At 68.5% G+C, this 16,912-nt stretch carries 15 protein-coding genes; 5 read left to right on the forward strand and 10 right to left on the reverse strand.

The window, feature by feature from the left end:
• The first annotated feature begins 197 nt into the window (after nucleotides 1-197).
• Nucleotides 198-1,349 carry an MFS transporter gene (locus ACZ5ZX_RS13070; protein WP_465502214.1) on the forward strand — a complete coding sequence of 384 codons (1,152 nt, stop codon included), beginning with the start codon at nucleotides 198-200 and terminating at the stop codon, nucleotides 1,347-1,349.
• Here ACZ5ZX_RS13070 and ACZ5ZX_RS13075 read toward each other — a convergent pair.
• The 4 genes from ACZ5ZX_RS13075 to ACZ5ZX_RS13090 all read right to left on the reverse strand — a co-directional run bounded on the left by ACZ5ZX_RS13075 (nucleotide 1,297) and on the right by ACZ5ZX_RS13090 (nucleotide 4,886).
• Nucleotides 1,297-2,259 carry a peptidoglycan recognition protein family protein gene (locus tag ACZ5ZX_RS13075; RefSeq protein ID WP_465502215.1) on the reverse strand — a complete coding sequence of 321 codons (963 nt, stop codon included), beginning with the start codon at nucleotides 2,257-2,259 and terminating at the stop codon, nucleotides 1,297-1,299. The two genes, ACZ5ZX_RS13070 and ACZ5ZX_RS13075, sit on opposite strands and share 53 nt — an antisense overlap.
• An 87-nt stretch (nucleotides 2,260-2,346) precedes the next feature.
• The gene (locus tag ACZ5ZX_RS13080) at nucleotides 2,347-3,222 is read right to left on the reverse strand and encodes an HhH-GPD family protein (RefSeq protein WP_044853751.1); all 876 of its coding nucleotides are present in this window, start codon (nucleotides 3,220-3,222) and stop codon (nucleotides 2,347-2,349) included.
• Between the two features lie 19 nt (nucleotides 3,223-3,241).
• The gene (locus ACZ5ZX_RS13085; protein ID WP_037318925.1) at nucleotides 3,242-3,733 is read right to left on the reverse strand and encodes a beta-class carbonic anhydrase; all 492 of its coding nucleotides are present in this window, start codon (nucleotides 3,731-3,733) and stop codon (nucleotides 3,242-3,244) included.
• A 52-nt stretch (nucleotides 3,734-3,785) separates the two neighbouring features.
• Nucleotides 3,786-4,886, reverse strand: coding sequence for a LacI family DNA-binding transcriptional regulator (locus tag ACZ5ZX_RS13090; protein WP_465502216.1), 1,101 nt, complete (start codon nucleotides 4,884-4,886; stop codon nucleotides 3,786-3,788).
• Between the two features lie 200 nt (nucleotides 4,887-5,086).
• Here ACZ5ZX_RS13090 and ACZ5ZX_RS13095 point away from each other — a divergent pair, with 200 nt between their 5' ends.
• From ACZ5ZX_RS13095 to ACZ5ZX_RS13105, 3 genes are read left to right on the forward strand one after another with little or no spacing between them, the layout of a single operon-like run.
• On the forward strand, nucleotides 5,087-6,019 hold the full coding sequence (locus tag ACZ5ZX_RS13095) for a metal ABC transporter solute-binding protein, Zn/Mn family (protein ID WP_465502217.1): 933 nt from the start codon (nucleotides 5,087-5,089) through the stop codon (nucleotides 6,017-6,019).
• Complete coding sequence (locus ACZ5ZX_RS13100) at nucleotides 6,019-6,852, forward strand: metal ABC transporter ATP-binding protein (RefSeq protein WP_465502218.1); 834 nt, start codon at nucleotides 6,019-6,021, stop codon at nucleotides 6,850-6,852. The genes ACZ5ZX_RS13095 and ACZ5ZX_RS13100 overlap by 1 nt, the downstream gene beginning before the upstream one ends.
• 4 nt (nucleotides 6,853-6,856) lie before the next feature.
• Entirely contained in the window at nucleotides 6,857-7,747 is an 891-nt protein-coding gene (locus ACZ5ZX_RS13105; protein WP_465502219.1) for a metal ABC transporter permease, read from the forward strand.
• On the opposite strand, the gene ACZ5ZX_RS13110 is transcribed toward ACZ5ZX_RS13105, so the two are convergent.
• The 4 genes from ACZ5ZX_RS13110 to ACZ5ZX_RS13125 all read right to left on the reverse strand — a co-directional run bounded on the left by ACZ5ZX_RS13110 (nucleotide 7,744) and on the right by ACZ5ZX_RS13125 (nucleotide 12,928).
• Nucleotides 7,744-9,057 carry an alginate O-acetyltransferase AlgX-related protein gene (locus ACZ5ZX_RS13110; protein ID WP_465502220.1) on the reverse strand — a complete coding sequence of 438 codons (1,314 nt, stop codon included), beginning with the start codon at nucleotides 9,055-9,057 and terminating at the stop codon, nucleotides 7,744-7,746. The genes ACZ5ZX_RS13105 and ACZ5ZX_RS13110 overlap by 4 nt on opposite strands.
• Nucleotides 9,058-9,148: 91 nt before the next feature.
• The gene (locus tag ACZ5ZX_RS13115; protein WP_465502221.1) at nucleotides 9,149-10,372 is read right to left on the reverse strand and encodes a DUF445 domain-containing protein; all 1,224 of its coding nucleotides are present in this window, start codon (nucleotides 10,370-10,372) and stop codon (nucleotides 9,149-9,151) included.
• 51 nt (nucleotides 10,373-10,423) lie between these two features.
• Nucleotides 10,424-11,650: a DUF445 domain-containing protein gene (locus ACZ5ZX_RS13120; RefSeq protein ID WP_465502222.1), complete on the reverse strand. Its 1,227-nt coding sequence runs from the start codon at nucleotides 11,648-11,650 to the stop codon at nucleotides 10,424-10,426.
• A 48-nt stretch (nucleotides 11,651-11,698) separates the two neighbouring features.
• Complete coding sequence (locus tag ACZ5ZX_RS13125) at nucleotides 11,699-12,928, reverse strand: DUF445 domain-containing protein (protein ID WP_465502223.1); 1,230 nt, start codon at nucleotides 12,926-12,928, stop codon at nucleotides 11,699-11,701.
• Nucleotides 12,929-13,051: 123 nt separating this feature from the next.
• Here ACZ5ZX_RS13125 and ACZ5ZX_RS13130 point away from each other — a divergent pair, with 123 nt between their 5' ends.
• On the forward strand, nucleotides 13,052-14,008 hold the full coding sequence (locus ACZ5ZX_RS13130) for a coiled-coil domain-containing protein (RefSeq protein ID WP_465502224.1): 957 nt from the start codon (nucleotides 13,052-13,054) through the stop codon (nucleotides 14,006-14,008).
• Between the two features lie 18 nt (nucleotides 14,009-14,026).
• On the opposite strand, the gene ACZ5ZX_RS13135 is transcribed toward ACZ5ZX_RS13130, so the two are convergent.
• Together ACZ5ZX_RS13135 and ACZ5ZX_RS13140 are read right to left on the reverse strand one after the other, a co-directional pair.
• Nucleotides 14,027-15,466 (reverse strand): FGGY-family carbohydrate kinase, encoded by a 1,440-nt coding sequence (locus tag ACZ5ZX_RS13135; RefSeq protein ID WP_465502225.1) that lies wholly within the window; start codon nucleotides 15,464-15,466, stop codon nucleotides 14,027-14,029.
• Nucleotides 15,463-16,788, reverse strand: coding sequence for an MFS transporter (locus tag ACZ5ZX_RS13140; protein WP_465502226.1), 1,326 nt, complete (start codon nucleotides 16,786-16,788; stop codon nucleotides 15,463-15,465). The genes ACZ5ZX_RS13135 and ACZ5ZX_RS13140 overlap by 4 nt, the downstream gene beginning before the upstream one ends.
• Between the last annotated feature and the right edge of the window lie 124 nt (nucleotides 16,789-16,912).

Consider the following 16,912-nt stretch of genomic DNA (forward strand, 5'->3'; position numbering starts at 1 on the left):
CGGGTGTGTTTGCGGGGGGGGGTCTGGGGCCGGGGGGTGGGGGGGGGGGGCGGGTTTGGTGGTGTGGGCTTATGGGTTTACCAACCCGAATCGCCACTCACGACCAACCCAGCCCACCCCTTACCGGCGCCCGATAACCCCGCGGCATACCCGCCCGGGACTATCCCGCGCCGCGCCACGAGAGAGATCGTCGACGCATGCTGCCCCTCCCGGCGCTGCTCGCGCTGACGACGACGGTCTTCCTCGGCTGCCTCACCGAGGTGCTGCCCGCCGGTCTGCTGCTGGGCATGTCGGCGGATCTCGGGGTGTCCCCGTCGGCGACCGGCCAGCTGGTGACGGTCTACGCGATCACCACCGCGCTCACCGCGATCCCGCTCACCACGGCCACTCTCCGGGTGCCGCGCAAACAGTTGCTCGTCGCGCTGATCATCGGCTTTCTGCTGACCAATCTGGTGATCGCCGTGTCCTCGTCGTATCCGCTGATCCTGGCCGCGCGGATCGTCTCCGGCGCGTTGACCGGCGTGATGTGGTCTCTCGTCGCCGGATACGCGATGCGGCTCGTGCCGCCGGGACTCACCGGACGCGCGCTGGCCGTTGCCATGTCCGGCACCCCCATCGGTTTCGCCCTCGGCGTGCCAGCGGGTACCGCGCTCGGCGAACTGGCCGATTGGCGCTGGGCGTTCGCCGCGATGGGACTGATCTCCGTGCCGCTCTTGGCATGGGTGCTCGTCGCGGTGCCCACCGTGCCCGCGGATCCGGCGCGCCCCACCCGCCCGCTGGCCGCGTCACGGCTGCCGGGGATGCGTCCGGTGCTGGCGACGGTGGCGCTGTTCTCGTTGGGGCACAACGTCGCCTACACCTACATCGGCCCGGTCCTCGCCGGACTGGGCTCGCCGCGGATGCTGGGCGCGGCACTGCTGGTGTTCGGCTGCGGCACGGTCGGCGGGCTGGTCGCCGTCGGTGCCGCGCTGGACCACCGTCCGCGCGCGGTCTTGCTGATCTGCACTGGCGTGACAGCCGCCGCCATCGTCCTCATCGGACTCAGTGACGGCGTCCCCGGACTGGTGCTGGCCGCGGCCTGCCTCTGGGGCCTGGCCTTCGGCGGTGCCCCGACCGCTTTCCAGGCCGTCACCGCCCTGATCGCGGGCACCACCGCCGACGCCGCCCAGTCGCTCACGATCGCGGCCTGGAACGGCGCCGTCGCCGGTGGAGCGCTCATCGGCGGCCTGCTGCTGCCACTGGGAACGTTCCTGCTCCCTTGGTGCGCCGCCTTCGTGATCCTCTCGTCGTTGCCGTTCAGCCGGCGAGTTGTGCTTTCAGCGCCCGCGGATCGGTCCCGGGTCGCGTGAGCAGCGGCCAGACGTCGGAGCCGAGGAACCCGGTCTCGTCGGTCGCCGCGGTCGCGCCGCAGGCGTCGCGCTCGAGTCCGTGCCGGGCGGCGACCGCGGCGACGGCGTCCTTTGTGGACTGTCCGAACACGCCGTCGACGGGAACGCCGAAACCTCGCGCCCGCAGGAGTTCCTGGGCCGTCCGCACCCGTGGTCCGGAGTCGCCGGGTTTGAGCAACGGCCATTCGAGCAGGTCCACTTTCGGCGACGCCGAGCCCAGCAGCTTCCCGACCTCGGTCCGCAGTTCCGGAAGCCGGTTGTACAGCACGGTTCCCGGGCATTCGGTCGAGTTGAAGTCCCGGTGCCCCTTGATGAATTCCGGCTTGATCCCGTACTGCGACGCGATGTAGGCGACCATCTTCACCAGCGAGTCCCACAGCGCCGGCGTGACGTCTTCCTTGCTGTAAAGGCCCTCGTTCTCGATCCCGATGCACGTGCTGTTGTGGTTTCCCACGTTCGCGCCCAGTACGTGCCGCGTTCCGCCGCGAAGCACCTCCAGGCTGCGATGCCGTCCTTCGGTGATGTGCCCGCCGCGGCTGTTCGTGAACTGCTGGCCGCTGTCGACCCAGCCACGGGTGTCCATGTGGAAGTTCTGGATCGAGCGCGACGCCCAGAAGGCGTGTTCGAGCGTGTAGTCGGTGACATTGCCCGGATCGACCGTATGGTGCACGACGATGTACGTCGGTTTGTGGTCCTGCACCTCGATCGTTCCGTTCGGCGGACGGGCGCCCCACGCGGCCGTGCCGTAGATCTGCGGTTCCTGTACCCCGGTCGCCGCGGAAGCGGCGGAAGTCGTTGCTGTCCCCAGTAGCCCGACGGCGCTTACCGTCAGGCCTCCCTTGAGCGCGGTACGTCGGTCGAAGTCGGCCACGGGCGAGCTCCCATCATGCGCTTTGGCCGGAAAGCTAACCCGCCATCGCGCCGATGACAACCATTGACCAACTTTTGTCGTAATGCGTTAGTGTTCGCCAGGGAGCGCGAACAGGCCGTCCCCGGTCTGTTCGAGCAGACCGTCGACCAGCAGGGAGTCGAGACAGCGGTCGCGCTGCCCGGATTCGTGCCAGACGAGGTCGAGCCGCGCCTTCTCGACCGGACCTTCGGTACCCCGCAGGACGTCGAGCAGCAGCCCGCGCACCTGCCGGTCGGTCCCGGCGAACTTCTGGACCTGCTTCGCGGGCCCGGCGTAGGCGGGTTTGCCCGCGTGCTGCCAGGCGCAGTCGTCGTAGATCGGGCAGTCCGCGCAGCGCGGCGACCGGGCGGTGCAGACGAGCGCGCCGAGTTCCATCAGCGCGGCCGAGAGCTTCGCCGCGGGAGCGTCTTCGAGCGGTAGCAACGCTTCCACGTCGGCCATGTCGCGGGTGTTCGACGGCGGTCCGGCGTCACCCGCGCCGTGTACCGCCCTGGCCACCACGCGCCGGACGTTCGTGTCCACCACCGGCGCCCGTTTGCCGTAGGCGAAGGCCGCGACCGCGCGGGCGGTGTACGCGCCGATGCCGGGCAACGCGAGCAGAGTGTCCACATCGGACGGAACGACGTCGCCGTGTTCGGCGGCGATGACGGCCGCCGCGGCATGCAGTCGCAGCGCGCGCCGCGGGTAACCGAGTTTGCCCCAGGCGCGGACGACCTCGCCCTGCGACGACGCCGCCAGCGCCGACGGGACCGGCCAGCGGGCCATCCAGTCGAGCCAGATCGGCTGGACGCGCGCGACCGGCGTCTGCTGCAACATGATCTCGCTGACGAGTACACCCCAGGCGGTGCAGTCGGGCTCCCGCCAGGGCAGGTCGCGTCCCACCTCGTCGAACCACTCGCTCAGCACAACCGCGTCGACGCCCACGCGGCCAAGCTTAAAACCCTTACGCGACTTCGCTGAGGCGCCCCGTCTTCACGTCGTAGACGAAGCCGCGCACGTTGTCCCTGTGCGGCAGGAAGTCGCTGCGCCGCACACGCTGCACCGACCGGCGCACGCTGTCCTCGACCTCGCGGAACGCCTCGACCGACCAGGTCGGGCGCAGCCCGCTGGCGGCTTCGAGTTCGTCCTTGAAATCGTCCTCGGTGACCATGGACAGGCCGCAGTCGGTGTGCTGGACGATGAGCACCTCGCGCGTGCCCAGCTTCCGCTGGCTGAGCGCGAGCGAACGGATCGTGTCGTCGGTGACGACACCACCGGCGTTGCGCAGGATGTGCGATTCGCCCTGGATCAGGCCGAAGATCTCGAACACCCGGATACGGGCGTCCATGCAGGTCAGAATCGTCACGTGGAGCGATGGCCTCGGGGAGGAGCGGTCACCAGGGGTGACATCGCCCAGCTCCTGATTGCGCTTGAGCAGTACGTCGATGGAGGTCACCGGCCCATTGGAACCGGCTGAGCCGGTCGAGGGCAACTCTTCGGGGCTCATGTCACGGCCCGAACCAGCGTTCCTCGGCCGTGCGTGGCGGTGCCGACGTACGGCCGACGCGCAGTTCGGTGGCGAGGGTGATCACCTTCGGCCCGACCCGGTCGGCTGAGCTGAGCAGCAGCTTGCCCGCCGCCTTCCCCTTTTCGAGCACCGGCTGATGGACCGTGGTGAGGCCGGAGCGTTCGGCCTCGGTGATGCCGTCGAAACCGGTGACCGTCAGATCCTGCGGCACCCGCAGCCCGCGGCGTTCGGCTTCGGCCAGCGCGCCGAGCGCGAGGATGTCCGAGGTGCAGATCACGGCGGTGACCTGCGGGTACGCGTCGAGCAGCTGCCGCGCGGCCGACGCGCCGTCGTCCACCGTGTGGTCGAAGCGCTCGACCACCGGCACGGTCGCCCAGTCGACTCCGGCCGAGGAGAACGCGGCGGCCAGCGCCTCCAGCCGGATCCGCTGGACGTGGAAATGCGCGGCGCTCTGCCGCTGGATGGAGACGAAGTCGTCGTTGCGCTCGCGGGCCAGCCGCATGCACAGCACGCCGATCTGCCGGTGTCCCAGCGAGATGAGGTGGTCGGCCATGGCGGTGACCGCGGCCGCGTCGTCCGGGCCGACCCGGTCGACGCCGTCGACCCTCGGCTGGTCGACGATCACCGTCGGCACCGGGCGCTCCAGGACGGCGCCGAGGTGCGGGTCGTCGTCGGGCACCGAGTAGACGACGAAGCCGTCGACACCGGCGCGATGCACGGCCGCGACGTCCTCGCGGCCCGGGCTCGCCGGGACGAGGTGCAGGCCGACGCCCGCGTCTTCGCAGGCCAGCGCGAGTCCTTCGAGTACGCCGATGGCGGCGGGGTCACGGAACGCGTAGGAGAGGTTCTCGGTGAGCAGAAGGCCGACAGCGCCGGCCTTGCGCGTCCGCAGCGAACGGGCCACCGGGTCCGGGCCCGGGTAGCCAAGGCGCCGTGCGGTCTCGAGGACGCGACGGCGCAGCTCAGGGGACAGCTGGTCCGGTCGGTTGTAGGCGTTCGAGACGGTGGTCCTCGACACACCGAGCTCTGCGGCCAGCGACGCCAGTGTCGCCTGCCTCCTGGTGCGGATAGGACGGCCCATTCGCAAACCGTAACGGTTCAGAACGTTTTCCAGAAGCATCACCCGACGTGTGGCAGGTCTCGATTCAGAGTGACCCTGGGTACAGCGGACAGTGATCGATGGAGTGGTATCAGCCAGATGGGGTACAGTTGAATCTGACAACGGTTTCCATTACCCGGCATCTGGGACACCTGGCCTGGGCATCCGCAGGAGTGCAGTAGATGAATTCCCGCCGTACCAAGAGTGTATTCGCGGCTGTGTCCGCCTTGGCCGTCCTCGCCGTGGGCGCGACGGCTTGCGCGTCGGGCGACAAGGCGTCGACCGGCTCCGGCGCGCAGAACGCGTCCGCCGCGAACCCCGGCGCCGGTGACAAGATCAAGGTCGTCGCCTCGACCGACGTCTGGGGCAGCGTCGTGACCGCCGTCGGCGGCGACAAGGTCGAGGTCACCTCGATCATCCACGACCCCTCGGCCGACCCGCACTCCTACGAGACCACCGCCAGCGACGCCATCGCCGCGAAGAACGCGAAGCTGACGCTGTCCAACGGCGGCGGCTACGACGACTTCTTCTCGAAGCTCGCCGACCAGGCCACCGACGCCCAGAAGTTGGTCGCCGTCGACATCGCCGCGACGGGCAACGAGAACGAGCACGTCTGGTACAGCCTGCCCGGTGTCGAAAAGATCGCCGACCAGGTCGCCGCGAAGCTCGGCGAGATCCAGCCCGCGTCGAAGGACGCCTTCACCGCCAACGCGACCGCGTTCAAGGGCAAGACCCAGGAACTGCTGAAGAAGGTCACCGGGCTGGGCGCTTCGAACGCCAAGGTCGTCGCGACCGAACCCGTCGCGCACTACCTGCTCGACAGCGCGAAGGTCACCGACGCGACTCCGCCCGCCTTCGCCGAGGCCGTGGAAGCGGAGCAGGACGTGCCCGCCGCCGCGCTCAACGAGGTCAAGCAGCTGATCTCCGGCAAGCAGGTCAAGGCCCTGATCAACAACGCGCAGACCACCACCCCGGTCACCCAGCAGGTCGTCGGTGACGCCAAGAACGCCGGGGTCGCGGTCGTCGACGTGACCGAAACGCTTCCCCAGGGTGTGACCGACTACATTGCATGGATGACCAAGGAAGTGGACTCGCTGGCGGGAGCACTGAAGTAGTGAGCTCCGTACCTGCCGAGGCGCGCCCCGCGGTCCGTGTCCGCGGGGCGAGTCTCGCGTTCGGCACCAGAACCCTCTGGTCCGGGCTCGATCTCGACGTCGAGCCCGGCGAGTTCCTCGCGATCCTCGGACCGAACGGTTCCGGCAAGAGCAGCCTGCTCAAGGTGCTGCTCGGTCAGCAGGGGCTGCCGGAGGGCACGGTCGAGATCGCGGGGCGGCAGCCCGGCGGGCAGAACCGGCGGATCGGCTACATCCCGCAGCAGCGCGCCCTCGACGAGGGCCTGACGATGCGCGGGGTGGACCTGGTCGGCCTCGGCCTGGACGGGCACCGGTGGGGAACGGGGCTCTTCGGCCTCGCGAAACGACGGCAGCTGGTTTCGCGGGCGATCGAGTCCGTCGGCGCGCAGGCCTACGCGAAGCAGCCTGTCGGGCGGCTTTCCGGCGGCGAGCAGCAGCGGCTTCGCGTCGCGCAGTCGCTGGTCGGCGACCCCGAGGTCCTGCTGTGCGACGAGCCGCTGCTCTCCCTCGACCTCGCCCATCAGCGCGCCGTCAGCGAACTGATCGACGAGCGGCGGCGTTCGGCGAACACCGCCGTCCTGTTCGTCACCCACGAGATCAATCCGATCCTGTCCTATGTGGACAGGATGCTGTACCTGGTGAACGGCCAGTTCCGGGTCGGTAAACCGGACGAGGTGATGAACTCGGAGACGTTGTCCGAGCTGTACGGCACGCGGATCGAGGTGCTCAAGGTCGGCGGCCAGATCCACGTCGCCGGGGCGCAGAGCGCGCTGTGCGAGGACGAACCCCACCACATCGACGAACAGGCCAGCTAGCACCGTGGACAAGATGTTCGACTTCGCCCTCACCGGCGAGCTTCTCGGCCTCGACTTCGTGCAGACCGCGCTTCTGGCGGCCGCCGTACTCGGGCTGGTCGCGGGCGTGCTCGGCCCGCTGGTGGTCATGCGGCGGATGTCGTTCGCCGTGCACGGCACCGCCGAACTGGCCTTCACCGGCGCGGCGGGCGCGCTGCTGCTCGGCGTCGGCGTCGAACTCGGCGGCCTCGCGGGCGCGGTGATCGCCGCCCTGCTGATCGGGATCCTCGGCGGCCGTGAGTCCGAACGCGACTCCGTGATCGGCGTGATCCTCGCCTTCGGACTCGGTATGGGCGTGCTGCTGCTCTCGTTCTACGAAGGCCGCAGCGCCAACAAGTTCGGCATCCTCGTCGGGCAGATCATCACCATCGACTCGACCAACCTGAACCTGCTCGTCGGCGCCTCCGTCGTCGTGCTGGTGGTGCTCGCGGTGATCTACCGGCCGCTGCTGTTCGCCACGGTCGACCCCGCGGTCGCCGCGGCCCGCGGCGTGCCGGTCCGGCTGCTGTCGCTGATCTTCGCGGTGCTCGTCGGGATTTCGAGCGCGCTCGGCGTGCAGATCGTCGGCGCGCTGCTCGTCGTCTCCCTGATGGTGACCCCGGCCGCGGCGGCCGCGCGGGTCACGGCCAGCCCGTGGAAGGCGACCGTGCTGTCGATCGTGTTCGCGGAGATCGCGGCGCTCGGCGGGATCATCCTTTCGCTCGCGCCGGGAAAGCCGGTGAGCGCGTTCGTCACGACGATCTCGTTCGTGATCTACCTGGTCTGCCGCCTCATTGCGTGGCTGCGCGGCCGGAGCACCCGCGTCCGCGTCGAACCGACCGCGACGGCGCAACCCGCGCAGCCCGCCCTGCGCTAGCGGATCGGGTTCTCGGCGAGCGCCTTCTTGACCGCTTCCATGAACCCGGGGTCGATGAACGCCAGCTGACCGCCGGCGACACTGCGTTCCACGGCTTCGAGGACGACCACGTTCGCGTTCACGAAAGCGTCGACGGCTTCGGCCTGCGACGTCTTCTGGGTGAAGTGCGCCAGCATCGTCAGGTTCGTGAACGCGCCGGAGAGGTAGCGCGAAGACGCCTTCGTGAACGAGTCCCCGTAGATCAGGATCTTGTCGTCCACGGTCCCGATCAGCGGGCTGGCCGTGCGGTACACCGGCCGGTCGATGTCGCCGTTGGGTTCACCCGCGCGCTCGACCACGCCGTCGGGGCGGAGGCTGTAGAGCGTGTTCGTCTTGGTGCCCTGTTTGTTGATCAGCGGCGGCAGATCCGCGACCGTGTCGTACTGGCCGACGGGCACGCTGACCCAGGTCTGCGTGACGCCCGGTTTGATCGCGTTCGCGATGGCGCGCGTCATCACCAGCGCGCCCTCGTCGGCCCAGTGCGTGTCGTTGGACGGGTAGATCGGATGCAGCACCCGGCCCTCGGACGCGCGTAGTTCGGGCCGCAGGTCGATCGCGCGGGCGTCCTTGATCATCCGGTGCCAGGTGCTCGCCTCGGCCGAACGCGAGCAGTCCTTGCCGGGGTAGCTGTCGGGCAGGAACTGCGGGACCATCGTCGACTTGTCCGGCGCGACGACGAGTTCGAACCGGCGCCCGGACTGCTCGACCGCGCGCCGCAGCTCGTTGATCTTGTCGATGGTCTCGGGCAGCGGACGGGACGGATCGCATTTCGCGTCGGCGTCGTAGCCGTAGTACAGCCAGCCGTCGCGGCCCTGTACGACACGGCGATAGCCGGACGCGGCGTTCGGCGTCGGACCCTGGGTCGGCGCGGTCTTGGTCGGCGATGGGGCGGGCGGGGCGGGGATCGGTCCCGCTTGCTGCTGCGGTGGCGGCTGGTCGAGCGGGGCACCTTCGCCGAAGATCCCGCGGCTGATCGCGTCGGCGGCGGCGATCGCGCCCGGCCGGAACGACAGCTGGTCGATGGCCCAGGCCGGCATGTCGGTGAAGAAGCCCCAGCCGCGGTCCAGTCCGGGGAAACCCGCGAGCTTGTGGTTCTCGATCTCACCCGGCCGCACGCCGAACACCCACAGCAGAGCCGGGGTCGTGAAGAACAGGAGCGCGCTGATGAGCGCGGTCAGCTGCCTGCCGCCGTGGCGGGGCCGGTGCAGCGCGTGCTCACGCGGAAGCCACGCCTCGTGCACGGCTGGCAGTTGCTGGGGTTCGGACGCCACCCCACCACCGTAATCAACCCGTGTCGCGACCACGTGAGAACGCCCCACTTCACGGCCCCCGGATCGCGTTTAGCCCGCTAAAGGCGATCAGTCAGTGCAGCATGAGCAGGACCTGCAGCTCACCGACCAGGAAGCCGATGGCGCCGCCGACGGCGATGAGCTTCCACTCGTCCTGCCGGAACGCCGGCCGCAAGAGGCCCTCGAATTCCAGCGGTGTCAGCCCGAGCATCCGCCGCTCGACGATCTTCGCGACGTCCATCGCCTCGGTCAGATAGCCCTCGGCGTAGCGGATCGTCGGGGGCAGGTGCTCCAGCGCCTTCCGCGCGGCCGCCTGCTTGATCTCCTGTAGCCGTTGCCCGCCGACGGCCAGCGCCACCATCGGTCTCGCGGCGCTCGCCTGCTCGTCGACGGCGTTCGCCACGAGCCGTTCGACCAGCGCGTACAGCCGGTCCGACCGCGGCCCGCGCAGCACCGCGTCGAGCAGGTTCGGCACGGTGAGGATCTCGTTCGCGATCATCTCGCCGTACTGGTGCGCGACCTCGGCCCGCCGTCGCTGGAACTTGCCCTGCAGGATCACCCGGCCGACGCGCACCGGCTCGCGCGGCACGAAGATCAGCTTGATCGCCAGCCAGTCGGTGAACAGCCCGATGCAACCGCCGAAGATCGGCAGCACCCACGGTTCCTTCGTCGCCGCCCAGACGATCGCCTGCACGACGCCGAGCCCGAAACCGAAGTAGATGCCGGTGCGCGCGATGAACGCCATCTCCGGTCGCGACGTCTCGCGGATCAGCCGGACGAGCAGCTTCCTGTCCCTGGTGAGCCGCTGGACGGTCATGTGCTGGAAGTCGAGCACCTCGTCGAGGTTCTCGGTCATCTCCGTCATGAACTCGCGCACCAGCCGGGGGGTGGCCGCCTGGATCTGCTTGATCAGCAGTTCCTGGGCCATCGTCGGCATGACCTCCCAAAGCCTGGGATGGTGCTTTTCGAGCACTTCGCGGGCGACCTCGTCCACTGCCCGCAGCAGCGGTTGCTCGATCTCACGCGTGATGATCGCCGGGTCGATCCGGCGGAAGACCTCTTTGACGTCCAGCAGGTTCGACGTCAGCAGTTCGGTCGCGACGGCGGCCATCCGCCCGCCGTGTTTGGGCACCACGCCCTGCCAGCCGAGGAACGGCTTGATGCCGACGAACTCGAGCGGTTTGAACATCATCTCGATGGCGACGCGTTTGGTGACGTAGCCGATCAACGCGGCGATGAACGGGATCGCGGCGTACAGCCACCAGTGCCGGGCGAGGTCGTCGAGGACGGCGTCCATGGGACCTCCTCGCTCGTGCTCCGGCGGATGGGAAACGGTATCGGGTACCCGTCAGTGAAGCAGCAGGAGCACCTGAAGTTCACCGACGAGGCCGCCGATCACCGCGCCGACGGCGATGAGCTTCCACTCGTCCTGCCGGAACGCCGGGCGCAGCAACTGCTCGAATTCGAGCGGGTTCAGCCGCCGCATTCTGTCCACAATGGTGTTCCGGACGTCGAGGGCGTTGACCGCGTAAGTCTCGGCGTGCCGGATCGTCTCCGGGATCCGCGCCGCCGCCTTCGCCGCCGCCGTCTGCTTCATCTCCTGGAACCGCCTGCTGCCGACCGCCATCGCGACGAACGGCTTGACGACACTGGCCTGCGCGTCGATGGTCCGCTGCACCTCGCGGGTGATCATCGTGAACAGTTTGTCCGACTTCGGCCCGCTCAGCACGGCTTCGAGCAGGTTCGGGATGGTGATGATCTCGCGCGCGATCATGTCGCCGTAGTCGGCGGCCACCTGATCCTTCCGTTTCTGGAACACGCCTTGCCAGGTGTAGAAGCCGAAGAACCGTTTCGGCTCACGCGGCAGGAAGATCATCTTCAGTGCGATCCAGTCGGTGAACCAGCCGATGCCGATACCGAACAGCGGCAGCACGATCGGCGACTTCGTCAGTGCCCACACGAGCAGTTGGACACAGCCGAGGGAGAAGCCGAACACGATCCCCGACCGCGCGATGAACCGCATCTCCGGCCGTGAGATGTCGCGGATCAGGCGGTTCAGCAAGGCCTTGTCGCGCACCAGGTTCGTCACGACCATGTGCTTGAGGTCGAGGACGTCCTCGATGTTCTCGGCGATCTCGCCCATGATCTTCGTGATCGCTCGCGGCGCTTCGGCCTGCACGCGTTTGAGCAGCAGCTGCTGGGCGGAGTTCGGCAGCACCTCCCACAGCCGGGGCTGGTACTGCTCCATCACCTCGCGGGTGACGTCTTCGACGACGCGGAGCAGCGGCTGTTCGATCTCCTTCGCCACCTGAGCGGGGTCGAGCCTGGCGAAGATCTCCTTCGGGTCGACGAGGTTGCTCGTCAGCATCTCGGTGGCGGTGGCAGCCATCCGCTCGGCGTTCGCCGGCAGGACTCCCTGCCAGCCGAGGAACGGTTTGACGCCGACGAATTCCACCGGTTTGAACATCATCTCGATGGCGACACGTTTGGTGACGTAGCCGATCAACGCCGCGATGAACGGCATGGTGACGTATACCTGCCAGTGCTCGCCGAGGTCGGCGATGACGGCGTTCACTCGCAGCCCCTCCCGCGTCTCGCTTGAGGGGAACCTAGCCGCCGGTCCTCAATGGAGTAGTAGCAGGACCTGAAGTTCACCCACGAGCCCGCCGATCACCGCGCCGACCGCGATCAGCTTCCATTCGTCCTGCTGGAAGGCGGGTCGCAGGATCCCTTCGAACTCGAGCGGGGTCAGTTGCTGCATCTTCACGACGATCGTGTTGCGCACGTCGAGCGCGTCTGTGGCGTAGCTCTCCACGTGTTTCACCGTTTCGGGGAGGTACGCGATCGCCTTCTCCGCCGCGGCCTGCTTCATCTCCTGGTACTGCTTGCCGCCGACGGTCAGCGCCACCAAGGGTTTCGCGATACTCGCCTGCGCGTCGATGGTCCGCCGCACCTCGCGGGTGATCATCGAGAACAGCTTGTCCGACTTCGGCCCGGTGAGCACGGCCTCCATCACGTTCCGCACGGTGAGGACCTCGTCCGCGATCAGCGCGCCGTAATCGCGGGCGACCGCCTGACGGCGTTTCTGGAACATGCCCTGCCAGCTGAAGAACAGGAACCGGCGTGGCTCACGCGGATAGAAGATCATCTTCAAGGCCAGCCAGTCTGTGACGAAACCCGTGACGAAACCGAAGATCGGCATGATCAACGGCTGCTTCGTCAGCGCCCACACGATGAACTGGACCAGGCCGATCACGAAGCCGAAGTAGATCCCGGACCGGGCGATGAACCGGAGTTCCGGGGTCGCGACCTCCTTGATCAGGCGGCAGGTCAGCGATTTGTCCCGGACCATCGCGTTGATCAGCATCTCGTTGACGTCGAGGACCTCGTCGATGTTCGTCGACACCTCGCGCATCAGCCGGGCGACGACCTTCGGCGCCTGCACCCGGACCTGGTCGACCAGCATCCGCTGCGCCCGTGTCGGCAGCAGCTCCCACAGCCGGGGCTGGTACTGCTCCATCACCTCACGGGTGACGTCCTCGACCGCCTTGAGAAGCGGTTCTTCCAGCTCCTTGACCACCTCGTCGGGATCGAGCCGCGAAAAGATCTCCTGCGGATCGACGAGGTTCTTGGTCAGCAGGTCGACGGCGGTGGTCGCCATCCGGCGAGAGTTGGCCGGGATGACCCCCTGCCAGCCGAGGAAGGGTTTGATCCCGACGAATTCGAGCGGGCGGAACATCATCTCGATGGCGACGCGTTTGGTGATGTAGCCGATGAGCGCGGCGATGAACGGCATCGTGGCGTAGACGTGCCAGTGCTCCCGGATGTCGTCGAGGATCGCCGAGATGTCCAACCTGGCCTCCCCTGCTTACGACCTGTCAACAATGCAGGATGCCATGTGATCGACCGGTCGCGCGCCGAGTGCAGCCGTTTGGCGGTACTACTCGACTGGCCCCCGCTCATTAAGGTGGCCGCCATGGTCGCTCCTGAGAAGTCGGCGCCTCAGGCGCCCTCAGCGAAATCGCCCCAGTTCGCGGGCTCTGTCCGCGGCTACGACAAGCGTCAGGTCGACGAGCGGCTCGCCGAACTGTCGACCGAACTCAAGCAGCTCTCGCGCAACCGCGACGAGGCCGTGGCGACCGCCGCCGAACTCACCAAGGCGCTCGGCCACGCTCAGAAGGAACTGGACGAGACCAAGGCCGCGCTGGTGCGGATGAGCTCGAGTCCGTCCGGCGCCGGCGCGATGGCCGAGCGCGTCCGCATGATGATGCAGCTCGCCGAGGAGGAGATCGCCGACCTCAAGGCCGCCGCGGAAGCGGACGCCAAGTCGACCCGGGCCGAAGCGGACAAGTACGCGCACGAGACCCAGCGCGCCATCGACAAAGCGGCCAAGGACGCCCAGGCGGAGCGCGAGAAGTTGCTCGCGGACGCCAAGGCCGAGATCGAGCGGCTGAACGCCGAGGCGGCGCAGAAGCGCAAGGATCTGGACATGGAGAGTGTCCGGACCCGCGCGGCCGCGGACAAGAAGGCCGAGGAGGCTTCGGCGGCTCGTCGCGCGGAGGCGGAGAAGGCCTCTGCGGACAAGATCGCGGAAGCAGACCGGGTCTCGGCGGAAAAGCGTGCCGAAGCCGAGCGGATTTCGGCGGAGAAGATCGCCAAATCGGAGAAGTCCTCGGCCGAGGACATCGCGGCGAAGCAGGAGCAGGTCGCGGAGGCTCTCGCCGACGCGAAGACCCAGCAGACCGAGGCTCAGCAGGCCCGGAAGCTCGCGATGGAACTCCGGACGAAGGTCGCCGAACGGCTTTCCGCCACGGACGTCGCCGTCCAGGAGGCCATCCGGCTGCTGGCGCCCGCCCCCGACGCCGAAGCCGCCAAACCGGAGGCCGCGCAGAAGCCGGCCCCTACCGAGAACAATGGCCCACGCCCTTCCTGATCAGCGGTTTTCGAGGGCTCAGTGCTGGACGGCGGCGAACAGTTCGTCGTCGATCCAGCCCCGGGTGTGCAGTTCGGCGCAGAACCGCTGGTAAGACTCGGCGAGCGCGCCGCTCTCCCGTTCGTCGGGCTCGACGAGTGTTCCCTCGGCGAGCCCTTCGGACGCTTCGGTGAGCCCGCCCGGCAGGATCCCGGCCGCGGCGAGCAGCGCGGCGCCATACCCCGTTTCGGCCCGCGGTGAGACCCGCAGACCGAGCCCGGTGACGGTCGCCCTGATCTGTGTCCACAAAGGACTCTTGCTGCCGCCGCCCGCCGCCAGCAGCGGCTCCGTGATCGTGACCCCGAGGCGGCGAAGGTGGTCCAGTGCCAGCCGTTCGAGGAAGGCGACCCCCTCCAGCCGGGCCCGGTGCAGCTCGACCGTGTCCGGCTCGCCGGAGACGAATCCCTCCGCCTCCGCTCTGGTGAACGGGAAGCGTTCGCCCTTACGTCGCAACGGATACGCGATCGCTTTGGCCGGGCCCAGCTCGGCTGCCGCGGCGTCGAGTTCGGCTAGCCGCTCCTCTCCGGCCACGGCCTCGCCGCCGGTGTTCGACGCGCCGCCCGGCAGCCACCAGCCGTCGGGATGACGGTGGCTGTACAGCACGCCGGTCGGATCCGGCACCAACGTCTCGGTGACCCCCTTGAGCACGTACGTCGTGCCGAGGATCCCGACGAATCTGCCCGGGGTGACCGCCCCGGCCGCGAGCTGACCCGCACAGCCATCGGTCATCCCGGCCACGACCGGGCAACCCGCCGGGAGCCCGGCGACCGGACGGGTCACCGTGCCGAGCACAGTGGCCGGGGCGACCACCGGCGGGAGCAGGTGCTCCGGCACGCCCAAGGCGTCGAAAACCTCGGAAGGCCATTCGAGGGCGAGCGGGTCGTAGCCGCTCTTCAACGCATGCGACCAATCGGTCGCCACCGGCCCGCCGGTGAGTTTCGCGGCGATCAGCTCCGGTGTGTGCCGGATCCCGGCGACGTCGGGGACGTGTGCGGACAGCCAGGCGATCCGGCCGAGCGCGGCCGTGGCCGACACCCCGGAACCGAGCCGTCGCCAGCGATCCTCGCCGAGTTCGGCGGCCTCGCGGTTGAGGGCCGCGCCGCGCCTGTCGTCGTACATCAGCGCGGGCGTGACCGGCGCGCCCGAGGCGTCGACCCCGACGATCGTCCCCGACGTCGCGGCGATGGCCACCGCGGCGACCTCGCCGCCCTTGCCCGGCAGCTCGCCGGTGACCTTCGCCAGCACCGTCTCCACCGTCGGCCACCAGGACCGGGCGTCCTGCTCGCTGTACCCGCGGGAGTCGCGGACCGGTGCGGGCAGGGGCTCGGCGGCCGAGGCGAGGACGGTGCCGCCGCGCACCGCGAGGGCGCGGACCCCCGCGGTGGCGACGTCGATGCCGATCGTGACGGGCTCGTTCACGTGGTGGCGACCTTCTCTCCGACTTGTTGCAGGCTCTTGTCTTCTTCGATCGCCTTCGCCGTCTCTTCCGGCAGCTTCAGGTACCGCACCATGACCGCCGCGACCAGGTACAGCGCCGCGAAGACGATCACCACCCCGGCCGCGCCCAGCGGCCCGAGGAAGACGCTGACGATCGCCGGGCCGACGAACGCCGCCGCGCCCGCGCCCAGGTTCAGCAGGGCCATCGCCCCGCCCTTGTTCTCCGGGGCGAGGGAGGGGAGCAGCGCCGAGATCGGCACGAACCCGGCGAGCGTGGCACCGTACAGCGCGCCGACGAGCAGCGCGAGCCAGTAGTACTCGGCGCCCATGGCGATCGGGACGAAGTACAGCAGCAGGATCGAGATCGCGCAGCCGATCGCGCCGAACCAGAAGATCGTGGTGCGCCAGCCGATCCGGTCGCTCAGCACGCCGAAGATCAGGTTGAAGAAGATGTTCGTGCCGTAGATGACCGAGACCAGCAGAAGCCAGCGGCTCTCCCCGAACCCGATGCCCTCGATGAAGATGGTCGGGAAGAACACCAGCATGCCGAACTCGGGCGCGGTGTTGATGACCCGGACGAGCATCCCGACGCCGACGCGCGGTTTCTTCCACGCGATCGACACGCTGGAGACCAGGCTCTGCACCGGTTTCACGTCCGGCGGCGCGAGCCGGGTGTATCCCGTCCGCTGCCGGACCCCGAAGATCGCCAGCAACCCGCCGACCGCGAGCAGCGCCACCGACACCCAGAGCGTGCCGTACTGGCCCAGCACCGGGTTGGTGAAGCTCGCCACCAGCGCGCCCAGCGTCGGCAGCCCGCCGGTGAAGGCGAAGTAGAACCAGCCCACCGCCGCGCCGAGCCGCGCGACCGGTGCCACCGCGGTGATCCAGACCAGGAAACCGAACGCGAACATCGGATAGCCGAACCCGCGGAGGCCGTAGAACACCAGCATCAGCGGGTAGTTCTCGCCGGATACCGCGACCGCGAGGAACAGCACGTCGAACACCAGCCAGATGGCCAGGCCGATCATCATCACGCGACGCGGTCCCCAGAGATCCGAGAGCGCGCCCGACAGCCACGACGCCAGCATCACGGCGACGCCGTACACGGTGATCACGTACGAAGCCTTGATCTCGCTGCCCGCGCCGTTGTTCGCCATGAACGGCGCGATGAAGCCCGACTCGACCCCGTCGCCGATCATGAACAGCAGCAGCCCGGCATAGCCGAGGAACAGCGGGGCGGGAAGGCCCCAACGGTCGAGCAAACGGGAGAACCCGCTCCCGGATCGCGATAACGGCGATGTCATCTGGTTCATGCACGCCTCCATGACGTCGTGTTCAGCGTATCATGGATCGTGTTAACTTAACTTTCAAGATGTTACATCGGTGGATTTCCGTGTTAGCCTCGCGCGCCGGGGCGGAGGCGGGGGG

Source organism: Amycolatopsis sp. NPDC033938, assembly GCF_055575975.1.

What these genes read in the sequence shown, in the direction of transcription:
- ACZ5ZX_RS13070 (WP_465502214.1), top strand. Translation starts at nt 198, where the DNA reads ATGCTGCCCCTCCCGGCGCTGCTCGCGCTGACGACGACGGTCTTCCTC.
- ACZ5ZX_RS13090 (WP_465502216.1), bottom strand. Translation starts at nt 4,886, where the DNA reads ATGGGCCGTCCTATCCGCACCAGGAGGCAGGCGACACTGGCGTCGCTG.
- ACZ5ZX_RS13095 (WP_465502217.1), top strand. Translation starts at nt 5,087, where the DNA reads ATGAATTCCCGCCGTACCAAGAGTGTATTCGCGGCTGTGTCCGCCTTG.
- ACZ5ZX_RS13115 (WP_465502221.1), bottom strand. Translation starts at nt 10,372, where the DNA reads ATGGACGCCGTCCTCGACGACCTCGCCCGGCACTGGTGGCTGTACGCC.
- ACZ5ZX_RS13130 (WP_465502224.1), top strand. Translation starts at nt 13,052, where the DNA reads ATGGTCGCTCCTGAGAAGTCGGCGCCTCAGGCGCCCTCAGCGAAATCG.
- ACZ5ZX_RS13140 (WP_465502226.1), bottom strand. Translation starts at nt 16,788, where the DNA reads ATGACATCGCCGTTATCGCGATCCGGGAGCGGGTTCTCCCGTTTGCTC.